Annotated in this window: 17 protein-coding genes and 2 pseudogenes; 7 read left to right on the top strand and 12 right to left on the bottom strand. The window is 55.3% G+C overall.

Annotated features, from left to right (window positions below; translation table 11 throughout):
• Positions 1-62: 62 nt before the first annotated feature.
• From ADICEAN_RS00840 to ADICEAN_RS00795, 12 genes and pseudogenes are all read right to left on the bottom strand, one after another.
• A complete protein-coding gene (locus ADICEAN_RS00840) occupies positions 63-965 on the bottom strand; it encodes a mechanosensitive ion channel family protein (RefSeq protein WP_009193594.1) in 903 nt (300 codons plus the stop codon).
• A gap of 210 nt (positions 966-1,175) precedes the next feature.
• Positions 1,176-2,975 (bottom strand): acyl-CoA dehydrogenase family protein, encoded by a 1,800-nt coding sequence (locus ADICEAN_RS00835; RefSeq protein ID WP_009193593.1) that lies wholly within the window; start codon positions 2,973-2,975, stop codon positions 1,176-1,178.
• A gap of 124 nt (positions 2,976-3,099) precedes the next feature.
• The gene (locus tag ADICEAN_RS00830; RefSeq protein WP_009193592.1) at positions 3,100-4,272 is read right to left on the bottom strand and encodes a thiolase family protein; all 1,173 of its coding nucleotides are present in this window, start codon (positions 4,270-4,272) and stop codon (positions 3,100-3,102) included.
• A gap of 40 nt (positions 4,273-4,312) precedes the next feature.
• Positions 4,313-4,678, bottom strand: coding sequence for a four helix bundle protein (locus ADICEAN_RS00825; RefSeq protein WP_009193591.1), 366 nt, complete (start codon positions 4,676-4,678; stop codon positions 4,313-4,315).
• Between the two features lie 38 nt (positions 4,679-4,716).
• Positions 4,717-7,118 (bottom strand): annotated as a pseudogene (locus ADICEAN_RS00820) (3-hydroxyacyl-CoA dehydrogenase/enoyl-CoA hydratase family protein).
• 107 nt (positions 7,119-7,225) lie between these two features.
• On the bottom strand, positions 7,226-7,660 hold the full coding sequence (locus ADICEAN_RS00815; protein WP_009193588.1) for a MarR family winged helix-turn-helix transcriptional regulator: 435 nt from the start codon (positions 7,658-7,660) through the stop codon (positions 7,226-7,228).
• A 201-nt stretch (positions 7,661-7,861) separates the two neighbouring features.
• Positions 7,862-8,311, bottom strand: coding sequence for a DoxX family protein (locus tag ADICEAN_RS00810; protein WP_009193587.1), 450 nt, complete (start codon positions 8,309-8,311; stop codon positions 7,862-7,864).
• Between the two features lie 124 nt (positions 8,312-8,435).
• Entirely contained in the window at positions 8,436-8,750 is a 315-nt protein-coding gene (locus tag ADICEAN_RS23105; protein ID WP_236612844.1) for a TolC family protein, read from the bottom strand.
• Positions 8,751-8,812: 62 nt separating this feature from the next.
• Positions 8,813-9,235 carry a TolC family protein gene (locus ADICEAN_RS23100; protein WP_009193585.1) on the bottom strand — a complete coding sequence of 141 codons (423 nt, stop codon included), beginning with the start codon at positions 9,233-9,235 and terminating at the stop codon, positions 8,813-8,815.
• Positions 9,232-9,861, bottom strand: a complete 630-nt coding sequence (locus ADICEAN_RS23095; RefSeq protein WP_009193584.1) for a TolC family protein — start codon at positions 9,859-9,861, stop codon at positions 9,232-9,234. The genes ADICEAN_RS23100 and ADICEAN_RS23095 overlap by 4 nt, the downstream gene beginning before the upstream one ends.
• A gap of 14 nt (positions 9,862-9,875) precedes the next feature.
• A pseudogene (locus ADICEAN_RS00800) lies at positions 9,876-13,051 on the bottom strand (efflux RND transporter permease subunit).
• Positions 13,052-13,109: 58 nt separating this feature from the next.
• The gene (locus ADICEAN_RS00795; protein WP_009193581.1) at positions 13,110-14,249 is read right to left on the bottom strand and encodes an efflux RND transporter periplasmic adaptor subunit; all 1,140 of its coding nucleotides are present in this window, start codon (positions 14,247-14,249) and stop codon (positions 13,110-13,112) included.
• A gap of 602 nt (positions 14,250-14,851) precedes the next feature.
• Between ADICEAN_RS00795 and ADICEAN_RS00790 the strand changes: the two genes are divergently transcribed.
• The 7 genes from ADICEAN_RS00790 to ADICEAN_RS00760 all read left to right on the top strand — a co-directional run bounded on the left by ADICEAN_RS00790 (position 14,852) and on the right by ADICEAN_RS00760 (position 20,780).
• A complete protein-coding gene (locus ADICEAN_RS00790; RefSeq protein ID WP_009193580.1) occupies positions 14,852-16,090 on the top strand; it encodes an NAD(P)/FAD-dependent oxidoreductase in 1,239 nt (412 codons plus the stop codon).
• A 34-nt stretch (positions 16,091-16,124) separates the two neighbouring features.
• Positions 16,125-16,853, top strand: coding sequence for a subclass B1 metallo-beta-lactamase (bla, locus tag ADICEAN_RS00785; protein ID WP_009193579.1), 729 nt, complete (start codon positions 16,125-16,127; stop codon positions 16,851-16,853).
• A gap of 4 nt (positions 16,854-16,857) precedes the next feature.
• On the top strand, positions 16,858-18,312 hold the full coding sequence (locus ADICEAN_RS00780) for an aldehyde dehydrogenase family protein (RefSeq protein ID WP_009193578.1): 1,455 nt from the start codon (positions 16,858-16,860) through the stop codon (positions 18,310-18,312).
• A gap of 237 nt (positions 18,313-18,549) precedes the next feature.
• Complete coding sequence (locus ADICEAN_RS00775; protein ID WP_009193577.1) at positions 18,550-19,620, top strand: class I SAM-dependent methyltransferase; 1,071 nt, start codon at positions 18,550-18,552, stop codon at positions 19,618-19,620.
• Positions 19,621-19,790: 170 nt separating this feature from the next.
• Positions 19,791-20,108, top strand: a complete 318-nt coding sequence (locus ADICEAN_RS00770) for a hypothetical protein (protein ID WP_009193576.1) — start codon at positions 19,791-19,793, stop codon at positions 20,106-20,108.
• Entirely contained in the window at positions 20,105-20,371 is a 267-nt protein-coding gene (locus ADICEAN_RS00765) for a hypothetical protein (RefSeq protein ID WP_009193575.1), read from the top strand. Before ADICEAN_RS00770 ends, ADICEAN_RS00765 begins: the two co-directional genes overlap by 4 nt.
• Before the next feature lie 4 nt (positions 20,372-20,375).
• Positions 20,376-20,780, top strand: a complete 405-nt coding sequence (locus ADICEAN_RS00760) for a hypothetical protein (RefSeq protein ID WP_009193574.1) — start codon at positions 20,376-20,378, stop codon at positions 20,778-20,780.
• The last annotated feature ends 78 nt before the right edge of the window (positions 20,781-20,858 follow it).

Here is a 20,858-nt window from a genome sequence, read left to right as displayed (position 1 = left end):
AGTTTTACAAAAACCTTACATAGCGCACATATTATTTTGAAATCACAGAAAAAGCTAAGCGCTTAATGGTCTTGGCTTTTGCCCTTTTCTTCTTTTTGGCCCTGAATGGGGAAGGGCGCACCCCCATAAAATTTGATTTCCCGGATGTCGGCCGGCAGCCCATAGCCCTCTTCCAGCAACCGCTTTTTCACCTGCCGCATTACACGGCCCTTGGTTTCCAGGGAACCCTTGCGGTAATCATCAGTATTCACCCAGAAATAGACCTTTAGGTTTACGGTGCTGGCTGCCAGCTCTTCGGTTACCACAAAGGGTTCATGAGGGGCCTCCGCTACCACTTCCCCGTCCTGGCGGATGGTGGAGAGAATACGTGCACTGGCTCCTTCCACATCATCATCATAATCGATGCCTACAATAAAATCCATTCGGAAATAGCCATCGCGGGTGTAATTTTCTACCGGTTCCTGCAGCAGTGTACCGTTGGGCACAAACACATCCCGCCCGTCAAAGGACTTGATATGGGTATAGCGGAAGTCCAGGGCCTTTACCTTGCCGAAGATATCACCCACTTTTATGGCGTCATTAATCTGAAAGGGGCGGTTAAAGGCCAGGATAATGCCGGCCAGAAAATTCTCGCCAATGTCTTTAAAGGCAAAGCCCAGCACTACGGTAGTAGCTCCGGCAGCCGCCAGCAGGCCACCGGCCACCCCACTGAGCCCGGCTGCCTGCAGCCCCAGCATCAATACTACTATAATAAGGGCGGTCTTTAGCAGGTTGGCAATAAAGCGGCCCATCAGGGGGTCATCCATGCGCCCCTCCAGCCGGCGGCGCAGAAAGCGGCTGATGAATCCTGCAATGAGAATGCCAATCACAATCACCAGCACCGCCATGGCCAGACGGGGCAGTACCTCTAAAAATCCCTGCCAGTAGCTTCCCAGTATGTCGCCCAGATTTCTGCTTTCTTCCATAAAGATGTTTCACCTTTAAGAATAAGTGCTAAACATTTCAAAATGTTTAGGGGCCTTCCCCCTGCTGAAGAAGTAAAGGATGCTAGTCTTCCCTATACGCTACTCATAGGAAGCACAAAGAGAGACCCGTTAAGGGGGTAATCCTATAAACAAAAACCCCCTGCCAACGCTGGCAGGGGGTTTCTATACAGATACATGGTGTGTGATGGATCAGAAGGGATAGTCGTTCTTCTCGATCAGGATATCGGCAATGCGGCGGCGGGCTTCTTTCAGGTTGAAGGGCTCGATCTTCGTATAGCGCTTCAGGCCCATGAGCATCAGGCGCTGCTCATCTCCTTCGGCAAAGGAGTAGATGGCTTCCCGACCGGCACGGGCCACTTCTTCTACCGCATGGTGCAGGTAAATGCGCGTAAGGTCGATCTGGGCGGCTACGGCTTCTTCGCCGCGCATGCCCGCCAGCTTCTCGGTCCGCAGCAGGGCCGATTCGGCTGCATAGCCGTGGATGAGCATATCAGCCAGGTTCATCAGGATCTCCTGCTCGTGGCCCAGCTTCTGCATGAATTTCTGTGCGGCGGCACCGGCTATCATCAGGCCTGCTTTTTTCAGGTTTTGCAGCACCTTTTTCTCTTTTACAAAAAGGCCTTCTTCTTCCTGTGCCCCAAAGTCGGGGATGGACGTAAGGTCTTTCTGCACGGCCATGGCAGCACTCATCAGGTCGATCTCGCCCTTCATGGCGCGCTTCATGATCATGTCGATGGTGAGCATGCGGTTGATCTCGTTGGTGCCCTCAAAAATGCGGTTGATGCGGGCATCGCGGTAGGCACGGTCCATGGGTGCATCGGCCGAGTAGCCCATGCCGCCATAGATCTGCACCCCTTCGTCTACCACATAATCCAGCACCTCGGAGCCATGCACTTTCAGGATAGCGCACTCAATGGCAAACTGCTCTACGGATTTCAGCTTGGCCTGGGCCTCATCCATACCCCCGGCGCGCAGGGCTGCGTAGGTATCGTCAATGTTCTGGCCGGCCCGGTAGCCTGCCGATTCGGAGGCATAGGTACGGGCGGCCATTTCGCCCAGCTTGTACTTGATGGCGCCAAAATTGGAGATGGCCTTGCCAAATTGACGGCGCTCATTGGCATAGCGCACGGCATTGCCAATAACGGCCTTGGAGGCGCCAAAGGCAGCGGCGGCCAGCTTAATACGGCCAATGTTGAGGATATTTACGGCAATCTTAAAGCCATTCTGCCGCTCGGATAGCATGTTCTCTTTGGGCACCGGGCAGTCGTTGAAGAAGATCTGGCGGGTAGAGGACCCTTTGATGCCCATTTTCTTCTCTTCCTCATTCATGGTAATGCCGCCAAAGCTCTTTTCTACAATAAAGGCACTCAGGTTCTCATCATCATCTACCTTGGCAAATACAATGTAGACATCGGCAAAGCCGCCGTTGGTGATCCACATTTTCTGGCCGTTGATGATGTAATGCGTGCCTTCGGCATTCAGCACGGCCTTGGTTTTGCCGCTGTTGGCATCTGAGCCGCTGTCGGGCTCGGTAAGGCAGTAGGCCGCCTTGTACTCGCCGGTGGCCAGCTTGGGCAGGTATTTGGCCTTTTGCTCTTCATTGCCATAGTACAGAATGGGCAGGGTGCCAATGCCGGTATGGGCCGAGAGGGCCACGGCAAAGGAGTGGCCGGCGCCGGTTACCTCGGCTACCAGCATGGAGGTGTTAAAATCCATGCCAAAGCCGCCGTACTGCTCGGGTACGGAGGTGCCCAGCAGGCCCAGCTCACCGGCTTTGTCCAGCAGGCTGGGCATCAGCTCGGGATGCTTCATGGAGTCGATCTCCTCCAGGCGGGGGTAGATCTCGGTTTCCAGAAAATCCTTACAGGTCTGGGCGATCATGCGCTGCTCTTCGCTCCATTCCTCGGGAATGAATACACGCTCGGCAGGCGTTTCCTTAATGAGGAACTCGCCGCCCTTGATCGCGTCTTTTTGTTGTGTGGCTTCCATATAAGTAGTATTGAGTATTTAGAGATAAGAAGTAAGAGGTAAGAAGAAAGAAGTAAGAGGGATGGTAAGAGGCAGGTAATTAAAGTATGCCTTCTTGCTTCTTACTTCTAATTTCTTGCCTCTCTTACAAAAATTCAAAGATCCCCGCTACGCCCTGGCCGCCGCCTACGCAGGCAGTGACCATTCCCCATTTGGCATTGCCGCGGCGCTTGGCTTCGTTGATCATGCTGATGCTAAGCTTGGCGCCGGTACAGCCAAGGGGGTGACCCAGGGCTACGGCCCCGCCATTTACATTCAGGCGGCTGAAGTCCAGGTCAAGCTCCCGGGCTACGGCCAGGGCCTGGGCGGCAAAGGCTTCGTTGAGCTCGATCAGGTCCAGATCACTTTGCTTCAGGCCGGCCAGCTTCAGCGCTTTGGGGATGGCGGCTACCGGGCCTATGCCCATGATGCGCGGGTCTACCCCGGCGGCGGCATAGTTCACAAAGCGGGCGCTGGGGGTCAGGTTGTTTTCTTTCAGAAAGCGCTCGCTCACCACCATTACAAAGGCGGCGCCATCGTTGGTGGGCGAAGAGTTGCCGGCCGTAACCGAGCCACCCATCTTAAAGACGGGTTTCAGGCTGGCCAGTACTTCCATGCTGGTATCGGGGCGCGGGCCTTCGTCTTCAGAGACCGTATAGGAGCGGGTCTTTTTCTTCATGTTCTCGTCCAGGTAGGTCTCTTCTACCGTAATGGGCAGGATCTCGTCCCTGAACTTGCCTTCCTGCTGGGCCTTTACCGCCCGCTGGTGGCTTTCCAGGGCGTATTTGTCCTGGTCTTCCCGCGTAATGTTAAAGTCGGTGGCAATGTGCTCGGCCGTAAGGCCCATGCTGGTGTAGTAGTCGGGGAAGTCCTTGGCAATTTTGTAGTTGAGCGCCGTGCGGTAGCCCATGATGGGTACCATGGACATGCTTTCGGTACCGCCGGCAATGATGCAGTCGGCGCCTCCGGCATGGATGCGGGCAGCGGCAATATTGATGGCCTCGATGCCCGATCCGCAGTAGCGGTTAATGATCATGCCAGGTACTTCCATGGGCAGCGCCAGCAGGGCAATCATGCGGCCCATCTGCATGCCCTGCTCGGCTTCGGGCACGGCATTGCCCACAATGAGGTCGTCTACCTGCTTGGGATCGATGCCGGTCTGCTGCACCAGGTGCTTGATCACATCAGCGGCCAGATCGTCGGGACGCGTAAAGCGGAACCCGCCCTTCTTGGCCCGAGTCACCGCTGTTCTATATCCTGTAACTATATATGCGTTCATTCTTTTTAGATGTTAGATGTGTTAAATAAGAAGTAAGAGGTTAGAAGTTAGAAGAAAGACTTTTGGACAAACCAGCGATCATTCTTTGGACCTCATGGATATCATCGATCATTTGATCAAATTCCTTTGAGGGGAGCATGGATAGTCTGTTGGCAATGATCAGCTGCGTTTCTACTTCATAGCTTGATCCCATACTGATTTCCAGATAACGCGCAAAATCCTTTTCTGAACTTTTAGCGGAGCCTTCGGCAATGTTAGAAGGAACAGATACGGCGCTACGACGTATTTGAGAAGTTAGACCAAACATTTCTTCTTTAGGAAAGTGTTTGGAGTGTTTGTAAACATCCACAACCAATTCTATTGATTGTTGCCAAACTTTCAAGTTTCTAAAATTGTGATTCTTCATAGCTGTCAATCTTACTTCTTGCTTCTAACTTCTTACTTCTAATTGCGAAGTGGTTTCCCCCCCTGAATAATGCTCTGGATCCGCTCCAGCGTTTTACGCTCGCCGCAGAGGCTGACGAAGGCTTCGCGCTCCAGGTCCAGCAGGTATTGCTCGCTTACTTCCTGGGGGTAGCTGAGGTCGCCGCCGCACATTACATTGGCAATCTTCATGGCAATCTTCATATCGTGGTCGGAGATGTAGTTGCCTACCCGCATGCCGTGGATACCGGCCAGGAAGAGGGCCATGCCGCCCTTGCCCTGCACCTTGATGTTGGTGCGCTGGATAGGCTGCACATAGCCGGCTTCGGCCAGGGCCAGGGCTGCCGCCTTGGCGGAGGCAATCTGCAGGTCCTTGTTAACTACAATGCGGTCTTTCTTGCGCAGGATGTTCATGTCCATAGCCTCATAGGCAGAGGTGGCTACCTTGGCCGTGGCAATGTTCATGAAGGCATTTTGCAGGGCATTGTACTCCACATCGCCACTCTCCAGCTTGTCGCTTACGCGCAGGGTCATTTCTTTGGTGCCGCCGCCGCCCGGCAGCAGGCCTACGCCTACCTCAACCAGGCCAATGTAGGTTTCGGCAGCGGCCACGATCTGGTCGGCATGCATGGTAAGCTCACAACCACCGCCCAGGGTCATGCCATGGGGGGCTACCACCACGGGAATGCTGCTGTAGCGGGCGCGCATCATGGTTTGCTGAAACTGGCGCACCATAAAGTCGATCTCATCAAACTCCTGCTCGATGGCGTACATGAAGACCATGCCCAGGTTGGCGCCGGCCGAGAAGTTGGCGCCCTCGTTGGCGATTACCAGCCCGCGGTAGCTTTCTTCGGCCATGCTGATGGCGCGGTTGATGCCTTCGATCACCCCGGCGCCCATGGTGTTCATCTTGGAATGGAACTCCAGGTTCAGGATGCCATCGCCCAGGTCAAATACGGTGGCGTCGCTGTTGCCCCATAGTTTTTGGGTGCTGCGCAGCGTATCCAGCAGAATAAAGTCTTCGGTGCCGGGAATGCCTTTGTAGCTCTTGCTTGGGATATCATAGTACAGCTTGCGGCCGCCCTCGGTCTTGTAGAAGGTGGTATTTCCCCCCTGCAGCATTTCGCGCACCCAGGGGTTGGGGCTGTAGCCCATCTCCTCCATTTTGGCAACGGTCTTTTCTACCCCCAGCGAATCCCAAACCTCAAAGGGGCCCAGCTGCCAGCCAAAGCCGGTACGCAGGGCATCGTCTATTTTATAGAGCTCGTCGGCAATTTCGGGTATGCGGTTACTTACGTACTGGAAAAGGCCGTAGAAGCTGTGGCGGTAGAATTCGCCGGCTTTGTCCTTGCCGCTCAGCAGCACGGGCATGCGCTCCTTCAGGTTCTCAATGGGTTTGGTTTGCTCCAGGGTGGCGAACGAAGCCTTCTTCTTTTCGCCATACTCCATGGTTTTCAGGTCCAGGGTCAGGATCTCGGTCTGGCCCTTGGCGCCTTTGGTCTTTTTGTAGAAGCCCTGGCCGGTTTTGTCGCCCAGCCACTTGCGCTCTACCAGTGCATTTACTTCGGCAGGCAGCTTAAAAATATCGCGCTGCTCGTCCTGGGGAAGGCCTTCGTAGAGGCCGTTGGCTACTTTTACCAGCGTATCCAGGCCTACCACATCAGAGGTGCGGAAGGTGGCCGATTTGGGGCGGCCAATCACCGGGCCGGTCAGCTTATCCACCTCATCCACGTTCAGGTCCAGCTTCTGCATGGTTTCCACCACCTTCATGATGGAGTAGATGCCTACGCGGTTGGCAATAAAGGCAGGGGTGTCTTTGGCCAGTACGGTGGTTTTGCCCAGGTAGTGAGCGCCGTAGCGCATCAGAAAGTCGGTTACTTCAGGGTCGGTCTTGGGGGTGGGAATGATCTCCAGCAGCTTCAGGTAGCGGGGTGGGTTAAAAAAGTGCGTGCCGCAGAAGTAGCGCGCAAAATCATCGGAGCGGCCTTCCAGCATAAAATGGATGGGGATGCCAGAGGTGTTGGAGGTGATGAGGGTGCCCTTTTTGCGGTACTTTTCTACCTCTTCGAACACCTGCTTCTTGATCTTGAGGTTTTCTACCACCACCTCAATGATCCAATCGCTGTCGCCGATGTCCTTCATATTGTCCTTGAAGTTGCCCAGCGTTACGCGCCCGGCAAAGCTTTCGTGGTAGAGCGAGGCGGGTTTGCTTTTAAGGTGTTTTGCCAGCTTTGGGTCACAATGCGTCCCTTAACGCGTGGATCGTCCAGGCTCAGTCCCTTTTTCTGTTCCTCTTCTGTGAGCTCAAAGGGGGCAATATCCAGCAGGCGTACTTTTACGCCGATGTTGGCAAAATGCGCCGCAATCCTGGAGCCCATGATCCCGGAACCCAATACGGTGACTTTGTTGATGGTTCGTTTCATATAGATTTTGGTAGTTATTTTTAGGAAGTAAGAAGTAAGAAGATAGAAGTAAGATGAGAGCAGCAAACCGGCTTTGTTTCTTGCATATTGCTTCTTGCCTCTTACCTCTAACTAAACTTATGTTCGTCTACAATGCGGTTTATCTGGTTGATGACGTCGTAAAAGCATTTGAGCTTATCGGCGGGAATGGTGTCCTGTACTGCCTGGTTAAAAGATTTTACCGTACGGCGGGATACTTCCTTTTTGCGCTTGCCTTCTTCGGTCAGAAAAATGCGCACCAGCCGCCGGTCTACCGGATCGGCCTGCCGAAAAATAAGCCCCTTTTCTTCCATGCTCTTGAGCATGCGGGTAAGGCTACGTGCCTCCAGACCCAGCAGGGGAGCTATTTTTGTGGCCGGGGTGCCCTGCTCGGCATCTATGTTGAGCAGCACAAAGCCAATGGAAGTGGTAATGTCGTGCTTTACCGCTTCCTGATTATACATGCGCGCAATGGCATGCCAGGCTGCTTTGATATTATAGTCTACGGTTTCTTCTCGCTTCATAGGCTGTTGGGGTGGCAACTGCTGCAACCGTTTGAAATGGAGTGCATTGGGCCGCCTGCCTGTCAAAGATAAAAAAATATGTTATGCATGCATAACATATTTACGAAAAATTCAGCCAAAAGAAGAAATGGAAATCCCGAAAAGTACAGCAGATCTGCTGCCTGATATATAAAGTAGTAAGAAGATAATTTGTTTTGATCCCTATGGGGCCAAAATTGCTTCTTTTGACGAGGGTTGCCTGAGCAGGCGCGCATCCAGTGACAGGCGGCCGGGGCCTGTCAGCAGCAGGCAGCACGAAACGGCCAGCAGGTTGATGGCCAGGATATTCTGCTCATAGGGCAGGCCCACATGCACCAGCAGCAGGGCCACTATAAAGTTAATGACCATGACCAGGGCCGCCCAGCGGGTAAACAGGCCCAGCACCCATAAAATGCCGGCACCAAACTGAGCATATACCGAAACATGCGCCGCCAGCAGGGGGTAGGGCATGCCCTGCGCCTCCAGAAAATCCCGAAACTCCAGCATGCGCTCCCAGCTAAATACATTATCCTGTGTGCCCATGATCAGCTGGAAGCCAAAGGCCAGCCGAATGAGCAAAAGGCCCCAGCTACTGTAGGCCGAGAGCGTGTTAAGGGGGTTGGCTACCTTCATGCAGGTTGGAGGACTTGGTGGCACAGGGGAAAGCACATGGGGTAGCCCCCATGCGTGCTAGTAATATAGGCAAAAGATGAATCAAATAAAACAGGCTCTGCCTCTGTGTGCAGGCGGCTGGTTCTTAGGAGTGATCTGCCTTCCAGCCGCCGCCCAGGGCCCGGTAAAGCTCTATGACGGACAGAAAGATCTCTTTGCGGATGTTGGCCAGCTCCAGCTCGGCTTCCAGCACCCCGCGCTGGGCCGTAATTACCTCCAGGTAGGAGGCATAGCCAGTCGTATACAGGTCATTGGCTGTAGCTACGGCGTTTTGCAGCACCGCTACTTCCTTTTCTTTTAGCCCATACATGCGCTCATAATTCTGGATACGGGCCAGGCCGGTGTGCACCTCCAGGTAGCTTTCCAGAATTGCCCGCTGGTAGTTATAGACCGCTTCTATGCCCCGGGCCTGGTTACGGCTGTAGTTGGCCTTGATCTCCCGCCGGTTCAGGATGGGGGCAATCAGGCTGCCCAGGCGCCAATGGCAATGGATTGCGGGGTTTGAAGGAGCAGGGAAGCGCTGGTGGCATTGAGACCGGCATAAGGCGAGATGATAAGCGAGGGTAAAAAAGCTGCCCGGGCGGCTGCAATATCGGCCCGGGCGGCGGCCAGCTGCAGCTCAGCTTCCATAATGTCGGGCCGGCGCAGCAGCAGGCCGGAGGGCACCCCCGCCCGGATGTTGGGCGGCAGGGGTTGGTCCAGTATGGAAGCCCCGCGGCTGATGGGGCCGGTATAGCGCCCCAGCAGCCCATTCAGCCCGTTTTCGCGCTCGGTGATGCGCTGCCGGATGTTGGCCTCCAGGGCGCGGGTGCTCAGCAGCTGGGCTGTAAACTGCTGCACGGCCAGCTCGGTGGCCCGGCCGGCGGCTTTCTGGATCTTGATCACTCCAGGGCGGTTTCCTGCAGTTCAATGTTCTTCTGCACAATGCTAAGCTCATTATCCAGCGTCAGCAGCTCATAGTAGTGGCGCGATACTTCGGCAATCAGCGAGGTGCGCACCAGTTGCCGGCCCATGTCGCTGGCCAGGTAGCGCAGGTAGGCCGCCCGGCGCAGCTTGCGCAGGCGTCCCCAGATATCGGCCTCCCAGCTGCTCTGAAGCCCCACAAAATAGTTGTGATTCAGGTTCTGGATGGTGCGGTCGGGGGTGGGGTTGCCGTTCATCTGGTTGTTGAGGTTGCCCACATTGGCTGTTATGCGTGCCTGCACGGCAGGAAGCAGGGCGCCGCGCTGCCGCTGAAACTCGGCCTGGGCCACCTCTACCCGTTGCAAGGCCATGAGCAGATCCAGGTTGTTGGTAAGGGCTGTATCCAGGAGGGCCAGCAGATGGGGGTCGGCAAAAAAATCATTCCAGGGAATAGTGGCCATGCTGCTGGTATCAGCGCTGCCACTATAGGTAGAGGGTGGCTGCTGCAGCGGAGGCATGGGAGGTGCCTCTGCCGGCTTGCAACTTTGCAGCAGCAGGGGGAGGAGCAGCAGGGAAGACAAGAAATAGAGGCAACGTTTTATCAGCATAAGAAAATGGGGGCTTAATTGTTGGAGAAGGGAATTTCCGGAGCGTTAATGGCCTTCTCCTGTTTATCTTTTCGTGTCTGCTCTGCGCGGCTGCCCATCTGGGCGAAGATCACATAGAGGCCGGGAATAAGAATAAGGCCAAAAATGGTCCCGATGAGCATGCCGCCTGCCGCCGCCGTACCAATGGAGCGGTTGCCCATGGCGCCTGCCCCCGTAGCAATGCAAAGGGGTATCAGGCCGGCAATAAAGGCAAAAGACGTCATGAGAATGGGCCGCAGCCGGGCCACCGAGCCCTCCAGGGCCGCCTGCATCACCGACAGCCCTTCCTGCCGGCGCTGTATGGCAAATTCTATAATGAGGATGGCATTCTTGCCCAGTATGCCAATGAGCATGATCAGGGCAACCTGAGCATAGATGTTATTCTGCAGCCCAAACAGCTGCAGGGCCAGAAAAGCACCGAAAATACCGGTAGGCAGTGAGAGAATGACCGGCAGGGGAAGCAGAAAGCTCTCGTACTGGGCGGCCAGCAGCAGGTACACAAACAGCAGGCAGATCAGGAAGATCCACAGGGCCTGGTCGCCCGATTTTACTTCTTCCCGCGTCATGCCGGCCCAGTCGAAGCCAAAGCCACGGGGCAGGGTCTGGCTGGCTACCCGCTGTACGGCTTCTATGGCATCACCCGTACTGTAGCCGGGCGCTACGGTACCCCCTATGCGGGCAGCGGTGTACATATTGTAGCGGGTTAGCTGCTCGGGGCCGTACATCCGCTCCAGGCGCACAAAGGTAGAGAGGGGGACCATTTCCCCTTTATTGTTCTTTACATGCAGGTGCAGCAGGTCTTCGGGCTTGGCGCGGTAGTCGGGATGGGCCTGCACCATTACATCATACATCTGGCCAAAGCGCAGAAAATCAGAGGTAAGCCGGCCGCCCATCAGAGTCTCAAGCGTACCCATGGCATTCTGGATGGTGACCCCTTTTTTGGCAGCCATCTCCTGGTCTACATGAATCAGGTATTGCGGAAAGTTGGCGTCGTAATTGGTATAGGCGCTTCGGATCTCGGGTGCTTCTTCCAGCGCCTGAATAAATTCCTGGCTTAATTGGCCCAGCCGCTGCAGATCATCCCCGCCGGTGCGGTCCAGGATGCGCAGGTCAAAGCCGCTGGCATTGCCAAAGCCCGGCACGGTGGGTGGGGTAGAAAATTCGATCCGGGCATCGGTAATGCCGCTGGTCTTTTCCTGCAGCTGGCGTATGATCTCGTCTACCCCTTCATCGCGCTTGTGCCAGGGTTTGAGGCTAATCATGCCCATGCCGTAGGAGGCGCCCGATACGCCATTGACCATGCTATAGCCGGCCAGGGTAGAGATGGCTTCCACCACCTCCAGCTCCCTGGTCTGCTGCTGTATGGCATCCAGCACCTGCTCGGTACGCTCTACGGTAGCACCGGCAGGGGTGGTCACATCAATGTAGATCACCCCCTGATCTTCGGCGGGAATAAAGCCGCTGGGCAGAATGGCCTGTATGCCCCAGGTACCCACAAAAAATAAGAGCAGCAGGCCCAGGGTAATGAGCTTGCGGCCGGCTACGTAACCAATCAGACCCTGGTAGCGGTTGGCCAGCCCATCATATCCCTTGTTGAATTTGGCATAAAAACGCTGCATCAGCCCCTTTTTCTTTTTTTGCCGTGCTCATTGCGCAGCAGCAGGGCACAGAGCGCAGGGGTGAGTGTAAGCGCATTTACCCCGGAAATAACGATGGCCACCGCCAGCGTAAGCGAAAACTGCCGGTAGAAAATTCCCACCGGGCCCGACAGAAAGGCCACCGGCACAAATACGGCCGACATCACCAGGGTTATGGCAATGATGGCCCCGCCAATTTCCCGCATGGCCTCAAAAGTGGCCTCCCGGGGCGAGAGGTTTTTGTGCTCCATTTTGGCATGCACCGCCTCTACCACCACAATGGCATTATCCACCACAATGCCAATGGCCAGTACCAGGGCAAACAGGGTAAGCAGGTTAATGGAAAAGCCCATCAGCTGCATAAAAAAGAGCGCGCCAATAAGGGCTACGGGCACGGCCAGGGCAGGAATAAGGGTAGAGCGCCAGTCCTGCAGAAAGAGAAACACCACCAGAAACACCAGCACATAGGCCTCGGCCAGGGTTTTAAGCACTTCTTCGATAGAGGCATCCAGAAAACGGGAAACATCATAGGTGATGTTGTAGCTCATGCCGGGCGGAAAGGCCGATTGCTCAATGTCGGCAATCTTTTCTTTTACCTTGCGGATCACCTCCCGGGCATTGGAGCCGGGCTGCTGGTTGATCATGATGGAGGCTGCAGGGGTGCCGTTATTCTTGGAGATGCGGCCAAAATTGCTGGAGCTGAATTCCACCGTGGCTACATCGCGCAGCCGCAGCATGGATCCCCCACTATCGGCCCGCAGCACCAGATTTTCGAACTGCTGCGGCTGGTTAAACTTGCCGGTATAGCGCAGCACATACTGCAGCATCTGGGGGTTTTTGTTGGAGCTTTCACCGGCCTTGCCGGGGGCTGCCTCAATGTTCTGGCTGCGGATGGCCTCCACCACTTCCTGGGCCGAAATGTTGTAGGCCGTCATGCGGTCGGGCCGCAGCCACACCCGGATGGTATAATCTTTTTCGCTTACGATCTCGGCAAAACCCACCCCCTCAATGCGGCGCAGCTCCTGCAGGATGTTGATGTCGGCAAAGTTGAAGATGAACTTCTCATCCAGGGTGGTATCGGTGCTGACAATGTTGAGGTAGAGCAGCAGGCTGTTTACTTCTTTTTCGGTGGTGACCCCATTCTCCACCACCACCTGTGGCAGGTCGTTGAGCACGGTGGCTACGCGGTTTTGCACGCTTACGGCAGCCAGATCAGGGTCGGTGCCTACCTCAAAGTTTACTTCTATCTGGATGCGCCCGTTGTTGCTGGTGACGGTAGACATGTGCGTCATGCCCGGCACGCCGTTGATGGCTTTTTCCAGCGGCACGGCCACGGTTTTGGCGCCCACCTCGGCATTGGCCCCGCGGTACTTGGCCCGCACTTTTACCGAAGGGGGGGCAATATCGGGATACTGGGCTATGGGTAGCTGCATAAAGGCCAGCCCGCCCAGAAATACAATGATCAGCGAAATAACCAGCGAAAGCACCGGCCTGCGTATAAATATATCAAACATGCGTTTTGTCTAAATCAAGCACTTCATTCCATTTTCTGTTCTGCAGCGGGCACGCCCCCTACAGGGCTACCACACTATCCTTTCCCACTGGTTTGGGCACAATTTTCATCCCGTCCTGTATCTCCTGTATGCCTTCAAACACAATCCTGTCACCCGCCTGCAGGCCTGATGCCACAATGTAGTAGTGCGACAGGCGGGTCTGGGGTACAAAATTTTTCATGTGCACCAGGTTGGCGGAGTCCACCGTAAATACATAGTACTTATCCTGGATCTCAAAGACAGATTTCTGCGGCACCAGCAGGGCCCCCTCAATGCGGCTGGCCATGCGTACCTTGCCGGTGGCGCCATGTTTTAGCAGGGCATTGGGGTTAGGAAAGCGGGCCCTGAAGGCAATGGATCCTGTACTTGCCTGAAACTCGCCCTGCATGGTTTCAATGCTGCCCGCATGTGCATAGAGGGTGCCATCGGCCAGCACCAGGTTTACGCTGGTAGACTGCTGCTCCTCTTCAGTGAGCCTGGATTTTACATGCTCCAGGTATTCGCCCTCCGATACATTAAAGTATACATATACCCCGCTTACATCCGACACTGTAGTGAGCAGCGTACCATGGTTAATAAGGCTGCCCATTTTAAAGGGGATGCGGTCGATGATGCCATCAAAGGGCGCCCGTATGCTGGTGTAGGAAAGCCGCTGCTGTGCGTTGGTTTGGGCCGAACGGGCTTCCTCTATTCTGGCATGGGTGGCTTTGAGACGGGCCTGGGCCACTTTCAATTCCGATTCGGCGATCACCTTTTTTTCGACAAGCGTTTTTAGCCGCTCTACTTCCAGCTCCCGGGCTTTGGATTCGGCAACGGCGCTTTCCAGATTGGCAGTTGCTTTGGCTACTTCTGCGCGGTATTCTTCATCATTGAGCCGAAACAGGAGCTGGCCTTTTTTTACCGGCTGGCCCTCATCTACATAGATCTTTTCCAGAAATCCTTCTACCCGGGCCCGGAGCTCCACATTGCGCAGGGCTTGTATGTCCGCCACATATTCGCGGTGAAGCACGGTATCGGTTGCCATCACCCGGGTTACGGGCAGAGCTTTCTGAGGAGCTGCTTTGCTGTCGGTCTTTCCATCAGCAGTACAGGCGGCCATTAGCAGCAACAGAACAAGTGTCTGCAGAAGAGAAAGGGACGTATAGGGGGTATAGTTCATGCTGTAGGTGGAGTAGATCGCTATTTTTATGGTTTCACAAGGGTACATGCGCCGCAGCAGGGGCCGGTTGCCCGCCGCTGTTGGCAGGCCGCAGGGGGGTGCTGCTGCAGCACTTCGTTGCCTGCAGCCAGGGTGCGAATGCCCCGTAACGGAATCCTTTGAAAGGTTTCTGCCCAAAAAATCAGGCGTTGGTGCCTGGCCGGAAGTAGCGCTCCCGCCGGGCCAGGGCTGAGGGGAGAAAGTACAGGGTGTAGCAGCGGACCCCTGCCAACAGTACAGTGCGCTGGCTGTACGGACATACAAAGGCCAGCGATTTCGCCTGACCCCTGCACAGGAAGCAGATGGCTGCTCCAAAAAGCTGATTAGAGGGGTTTGCTACTAAAAAGTACGGGACTTAGGCGCTAAAAGTCGAAGCGAATGGGGAAAATTTCCACATTTATTAAAAAATCATTAAAAACCCCCTTGCAACTCCGTCCTTCGAGCCTGCTGCCTCAACTGGCAAGGGTAGCCAGCGGGAGGGTGAAGCCATGTAGCCAGGGCCTGTCGGAGAGATGCCCGGGGCAGTTGATTGCTGCCGGAATTTTCTACTATTTTGGACTATTGTGCTGTACCAAAAAGACATCTGTATAGTAGGGGCCGGTCCGGGCGGCTGCGCCACGGCCCTGTTTCTGGCCAAAGCCGGCATCCCCTCCCTGCTGGTTGACAAGGCCGTTTTTCCAAGAGACAAGATCTGTGGCGACGGGCTCAGCGGCTGGTCGGTAGCCATGCTCAACCGCCTGAACCCTGCGCTTAAAGAGCAGCTGGCCGGCAGCCGGGAGGCCCTGCCCAGCTGGGGTGCCCGTTTTGTAGCCCCTAACCGGCAGGTGCTGGATGTACCCTTTGTAGACCGTCACCAGCCCGATGCCCGTCCGCCCGGCTATGTGGCTACCCGCCTCTGGTTTGATAATTTTCTGATGGAGCAATGCAAGGCGCACCCCCTCATTGAGGTGCTGGAGGGGGTAGAGCTGGAGCAGTGGGAACGGCAGTCCGCCGATCAGGTAATTCTGAAGGATAAGGCCGGGCAGGTTATCGTGCAGGCCAGGCTGGCAATTTTTGCCAATGGGGCGCACTCCCGCCAGGCCAAAGCACTGGCCGGCCTGCAGCCCGACAAAAAGCATTATGTAGCCGGCATTCGCTGCTATTACCAGGGGGTTGAAGGCCTGCATGCCGATGGGCACATCGAGCTGCATTTTCTGAAAGAATTTCTGCCAGGCTATTTCTGGATCTTTCCCCTGCCGGGAGGCAGGGCCAATGTGGGCGTAGGCATGCGCAGCGATGTAGTGGCCAAAAAGGGAGTAAACCTGCGCAGGGCCATGCTGCAGCTGATTGCCGAAGACCCGCAGCTGCGGGAGCGCTTTAGAGGGGCCCGTCCGCTGGAGGAGGTTAAAGGATTTGGCCTGCCGTTGGGCTCCAAAAAACGCAGCATCAGCGGCGACTGCTTTCTGCTGGTGGGGGATGCCGCCTCCCTGATCGACCCCTTTACGGGCGAGGGCATCGGCAATGCCCTGGCCAGTGGTGAGCTGGCAGCCCAATGGGCCCAAAAAGCGCTGGAAGCCGGCCGCTGGGATGCCGCATTTCTGCGGGGCTATGATGCGGCCATCTACAACCGTCTCTGGAAAGAGCTGCGCCTAAGCAAAACCTTGCAGGACCTGCTGAACTACCCCTGGCTTTTCAGTCTGGTGGTCAACAAAGCTACCGCCAACGAAACCCTGCGCCAGACCATCAGCTGCATGCTCACCGATCTGGACGTGCGCCAGCAGTTAAAGGATCCCCGTTTTTATTTTAAAGTGTTGTTTGGATAGCGTAAGCGCTCTTTTTTGCTGAACTTGTCTGTGTATGCATAACGTTCTTATTTCTTTTCTTCTGCTTCTGGCCTACAGCTTTTCTGCTCAGGCCCAAACCTTTCAACCCGAGCTGGAGGTACAGCCGCACAGCAAGGGGGTATTTGTCCACATCTCTTACCAGCTCTATGGGGGCACGCCGTTTCCCTCCAACGGCCTTATTGTGGTGGGCGATACCAGCGTGCTGCTGATTGATACCCCTTGGGACAGCCTGCAGAGCGAGCAACTGGTACAATGGGTAGCCAATGAGATAAAAAAGCCCATTGGCTACTGTGTGGTGACCCATTCACATGCCGATCGTACGGCGGGGTATCAGGTAATGCAGCGGCATGGCATTCCGCTGGTCTTTTCACAGGAGACTGCAGCTCTCAGTCAGGCGCAGGGCCGCCGCCTGCAGGGCATTGCCCATGAACGGGATACTACCCTGGCCATGGCAGGGCTAAACGCCGAGATTTTCTTTCCCGGAAGGGGGCACACGGCCGATAACCAGGTAGTGTGGCTGCCGGCTCAGCAACTGCTCTTTGGTGGCTGCCTGGTCAAGAGCAAAGAGGCCACCAGCATGGGCAATGTAGCGGATGCCGATCTGGCCGCCTGGCCTACCACCATCCGGCAGCTTTACACAAAGTACCCCAGGCTTCGTTATGTAGTTCCGGGCCACCAGCAGTGGGGCGACATCCAGCTGCTGATGCACACCCTTGAATTATTGAAAAAGCACACCCCTTAAGCCCATGATGCACGAACAAGCGGACAGCCCGCCCGCCCCGACTACTGACATGCCCGCCCGCATGCAGCAGGTATTTGAGCAACAGCGCCAAACCGCCCAGGCCTGGCGCAGCAGCACCCTGGCCGAGCGGCAGGACCGGCTCAGGAACATGCTCAGCTGGATGGAACAAAACCGCAACGCCATCCATGAGGCCTTGTACAATGATTTTCAAAAGCCTCATCCCGAAACTGATATTTCTGAGATCTACCCGGTGCAGGCAGAAATAAAGCATGCCCTGCGCAACCTGCGCAACTGGATGAAGCCCAGGAAGGTGAGCACCCCTCTTTCACATGTAGGCACCAGTTCCTACATCCAGTATGAGCCCAAGGGGGTCTGCCTGATCATTGCCCCCTGGAATTATCCCTTTAACCTGCAGCTGGTACCCCTGGTGAGTTGCCTGGCCGCAGGCTGTACGGCTATTTTAAAACCCGCTGAAGAAACACCCCATACCGCTCAGCTGCTGGAGCGCATGGTTGGCGAATTGTTTTCGCCCCGGGAGGTAGCAGTGTTCACAGGCGGAAAAGAGGTAGCACAGGAACTGCTAAAATTACCCTTCGATCATATTTTCTTTACTGGCAGTCCGCAGGTGGGCAAGCTGGTGATGAAAGCGGCGGCCGAACACCTAAGCTCGGTTACCCTGGAGCTTGGCGGGAAATCTCCGGCTATTGTGGATTACACGGCCAACCTGAAGGAAGCTGCCGAGCGCATAGCCTTTGGCAAATGGCTCAATGCCGGCCAGACCTGTATTGCCCCGGACTATGTGCTGGTACACGAGCGGGTAAGTGAGCCACTGGTACAGGAGCTTAAAAAGGCCATTGCTAAAATGTATGGCGGCGAAGGTCCGGAAAGCAAGGCCAGTCATGACTTGGCCCGCATCATTAACCAGCGGCATTTTGAACGCCTGCAGCGGGCGCTGCAGCAAGCCCTGGCCGCCGGCGCCGAGCTGGCAAGTGGCGGCACCCTGGCGGCAGACGAACGCTTTATTGCCCCTACCGTCTTACGCAGTGTGCCTGAAGACAGCCAGCTGATGCAGGAAGAAATATTTGGGCCAATTCTACCTATTAGAAGCTACAGAGATCTGGCCGAAGCAGTCGAGTATGTAAATGCCAGGCCCAAACCCCTGGCCCTCTATCTTTTTACTGACCGCCCCGAACTAAAGCAGGAAATGCTGCAGCGCACTTCGGCCGGCGGGGTGTGCGTAAATGATACTGCCCTGCACTACCTGCAACCCAACCTGCCGTTTGGGGGTGTAAACTGGAGCGGTATGGGCAAGGCCCATGGCCACTGGGGCTTTTTAAGCTTCAGTAATGAGAAATCGGTGCTGCAGCAGCGTAGCGGGCTTACCTCTACCAGCATGCTCAAACCCCCTTACAGCCCGGCAGTGCAGAAAATGATCAACCTGCTGCTCAGGTATCTGTAAGCGCCTTCCATATCGGCTATAGTCCCTCCGGAAACCGGAGGGATTTTTTTTGGCGGAACATCCCAGTAAATTTTGATGCAAGGTGTTACTGATCAGTACGTTATCAGGTTGTATTAAATTTTTTAGTAGATTTAGAGTATCAGCAGCAGGCTGATCCCTGCCGGGCTGCGAAAGGGGGTATACCCGGCAACATGTTGATGGACAACACATTTTTTTAGCCTGTAACTATGTAGTACCATGCTTACTGAACCCCTAAACCAGGAAAAAGCAGAGGCCTTCTCCGAACGCCTGATACGCATGTTCAATGAAGCTTCTGCCGGATTTTTGCTCTCAATTGGCCACCGGACCGGCCTGCTCGATGTACTTGCTACCCTGCCCCCCTCTACCAGCCAGGCGATTGCCAACAAAACCAGTTTAAACGAACGCTACGTACGCGAATGGCTGAATGGCTTGGTAACGGCCCATATTGTGCTGTACCACCCCCATGATGCGTCTTACTGGCTCCCCCCCGAACATGCCGCTTTTCTCACCAGAAAGGCCTCTCCCAACAACATGGCGGCCTTTATGCAATACCTTTCCATGATGGGTGAGGTAGAAGACAAGGTAATAGCGGCCTTCTCGCATGGTAAAGGAGTTCCTTATAGTGCTTTTACCCATTTTCATGAACTGATGGCAGAAGAAAGTGCCCAGACGGTGCTGCCTGCGCTGGAAGACCATATTCTGCCCCTTATACCCGGCATGCCGAAAAAACTTGAAACAGGAGCCCGGGTAATGGATGTAGGCTGCGGCCGGGGTTTGGCCATGCTGAAACTGGCCAGGCGCTTTCCCAACAGCCGCTTTTTAGGGCGCGATATCGCCGAGAGGCCCATTGCCGATGCCAATGAAGATGCCCGCCGGCAACAGCTCCCCAATGTAAGCTTTGAGCAGATGGATGCGGCCGCCTTACAGGATGAGGCACAATTTGATCTCATTACCGCCTTTGATGCCATCCATGACCAGCCACGCCCGGCGCAGGTACTGGCAGGTATTCACAGGGCATTAAAGCCGGATGGCTACTTTCTCATGCAGGATATTTCAGGCTCCAGTCATGTGGAAGAAGACATGAACCACCCTATTGGCACTGCCCTGTACACCATCTCGCTTATGCACTGCATGTCGGTATCGCTGGCGGCAGACGGGCCCGGCCTGGGGGCCATGTGGGGAAAAGAAACTGCCCTGAAGATGCTGTCTGAAGCGGGATTTGGCGAGGTAGTGGTCCATGAGCTGCCCCATGATTTTCAGAATTTCTTTTATGTAGCCCAAAAATAAGCCGCCAGACCTGCCGTACTACTGCATCCTTGCCTATGGCCAGGCCTGTAGCATACGGCTTATGAGCCATTTAAGCCCTCTTTGCAGGGGTGGCCGCTGCATGTGTGCACTTTTTTATGCAACTTTAGTGTTGGGTATACGAAATGCCACTCCCTATGGGTTATTTTATGATGAGACACCTATTTCTCCTGCTGCTTGTAGTAGGTTTTTATGGACCGCTTGGCGCCCAGTCATCTCCTGTAGCGCAGCTTAGCCTTAACCAGCAACTGCCTGCCGAGCTGCTCAAAAGCCGCTCGGTAGTGATTGTAGACCTGCCAGCCACCTCCAAAAAAGTGAGCTGGGAAGCTACAGCCAAAGAGCTGCACCAGGGCCTGCGCAACATGGGCGTAGATCCTGTGGCCTATTATGAGCTGGGCAATGTGCGCTCGGGTCCCGATGCCATCAAGGGCTTTTCCGGGATTTTCAACAGCGCGAAATCCAGAATGTGATCCTGCTGGAGAAAAAGGGGAGCAACCTGAGCCTTACCGTAGCCCCCCTGGGTAAAAAAGAACTGCTGGATGCCGGCACTCCGGCCTGGCAGGCCACCGCTACAAGCACCCATGCGCTGGTAGAAGCCCTCTACCAGGCCGCTACGGATGCAAAGCTGCACATGAGCAACTTCCTGATTCCCGAAACGCCTGAGTATTTCTATACCACTGACCTGAGCATTAAAAAGCGCTTCTTCTCCTACCCCCTGGACCTGAAGTTTTGATAAAATGGCTGTGCCCTCCTACCCCTTCTTTGGGGGCTCGGGTACTGAGGCCCCGGCAGCCCTGGAATCGGCCATGGGTCTTTATCCCTACCAGTGGGGCCTTACCGAAGCCGGCACGGCCGAAGAAACCCTGCGAATGAAGCAGGGCTATCAGTATGTGCTGCTCTACCTGCATACCGGGCAGGAAAACATTCGGCGCCTGCTCAACTATGCCCCCAATAAGGAAGCTCCCCTGGAGCTGCAGGCCGGGGAAGATACCGGCGAGCCGGTCTACAAATTCTACATCCGCCACATTGCCACCGGCGATGTGTATGCCGGCTCCAGCTGGGATGCCTCGCCCGACTGGCGCACGGCCCTCAGCAACTTTCTGCAGGGGCTGCGCAAAGATCAGGCCTCCAGCATCAAGTAATCAGGGCAGCGCACCAGGCCTGCACACTAGATGCCCAAACGAAAGAAGCACCTCCGCATGCGGAGGTGCTTCTTTCGT

Origin of the sequence: Cesiribacter andamanensis AMV16 (assembly GCF_000348925.1) — a bacterium.
Taxonomy (GTDB): domain Bacteria; phylum Bacteroidota; class Bacteroidia; order Cytophagales; family Cyclobacteriaceae; genus Cesiribacter; species Cesiribacter andamanensis.
The sequence above is the reverse complement of the archived record's forward strand: the minus strand, read 5'-3'. Positions and strand labels throughout refer to the sequence as shown.

Bases quoted from the DNA above. Each gene is read 5' to 3' on its own strand.
- ADICEAN_RS00840 (WP_009193594.1), bottom strand. From the start codon at position 965: ATGGAAGAAAGCAGAAATCTGGGCGACATACTGGGAAGCTACTGGCAG.
- ADICEAN_RS00835 (WP_009193593.1), bottom strand. From the start codon at position 2,975: ATGGAAGCCACACAACAAAAAGACGCGATCAAGGGCGGCGAGTTCCTC.
- ADICEAN_RS00830 (WP_009193592.1), bottom strand. From the start codon at position 4,272: ATGAACGCATATATAGTTACAGGATATAGAACAGCGGTGACTCGGGCC.
- ADICEAN_RS00825 (WP_009193591.1), bottom strand. From the start codon at position 4,678: ATGAAGAATCACAATTTTAGAAACTTGAAAGTTTGGCAACAATCAATA.
- ADICEAN_RS00815 (WP_009193588.1), bottom strand. From the start codon at position 7,660: ATGAAGCGAGAAGAAACCGTAGACTATAATATCAAAGCAGCCTGGCAT.
- ADICEAN_RS00810 (WP_009193587.1), bottom strand. From the start codon at position 8,311: ATGAAGGTAGCCAACCCCCTTAACACGCTCTCGGCCTACAGTAGCTGG.
- ADICEAN_RS23095 (WP_009193584.1), bottom strand. From the start codon at position 9,861: ATGCTGATAAAACGTTGCCTCTATTTCTTGTCTTCCCTGCTGCTCCTC.
- ADICEAN_RS00795 (WP_009193581.1), bottom strand. From the start codon at position 14,249: ATGAACTATACCCCCTATACGTCCCTTTCTCTTCTGCAGACACTTGTT.
- bla (WP_009193579.1), top strand. From the start codon at position 16,125: ATGCATAACGTTCTTATTTCTTTTCTTCTGCTTCTGGCCTACAGCTTT.
- ADICEAN_RS00780 (WP_009193578.1), top strand. From the start codon at position 16,858: ATGATGCACGAACAAGCGGACAGCCCGCCCGCCCCGACTACTGACATG.
- ADICEAN_RS00775 (WP_009193577.1), top strand. From the start codon at position 18,550: ATGCTTACTGAACCCCTAAACCAGGAAAAAGCAGAGGCCTTCTCCGAA.
- ADICEAN_RS00770 (WP_009193576.1), top strand. From the start codon at position 19,791: ATGAGACACCTATTTCTCCTGCTGCTTGTAGTAGGTTTTTATGGACCG.
- ADICEAN_RS00760 (WP_009193574.1), top strand. From the start codon at position 20,376: ATGGCTGTGCCCTCCTACCCCTTCTTTGGGGGCTCGGGTACTGAGGCC.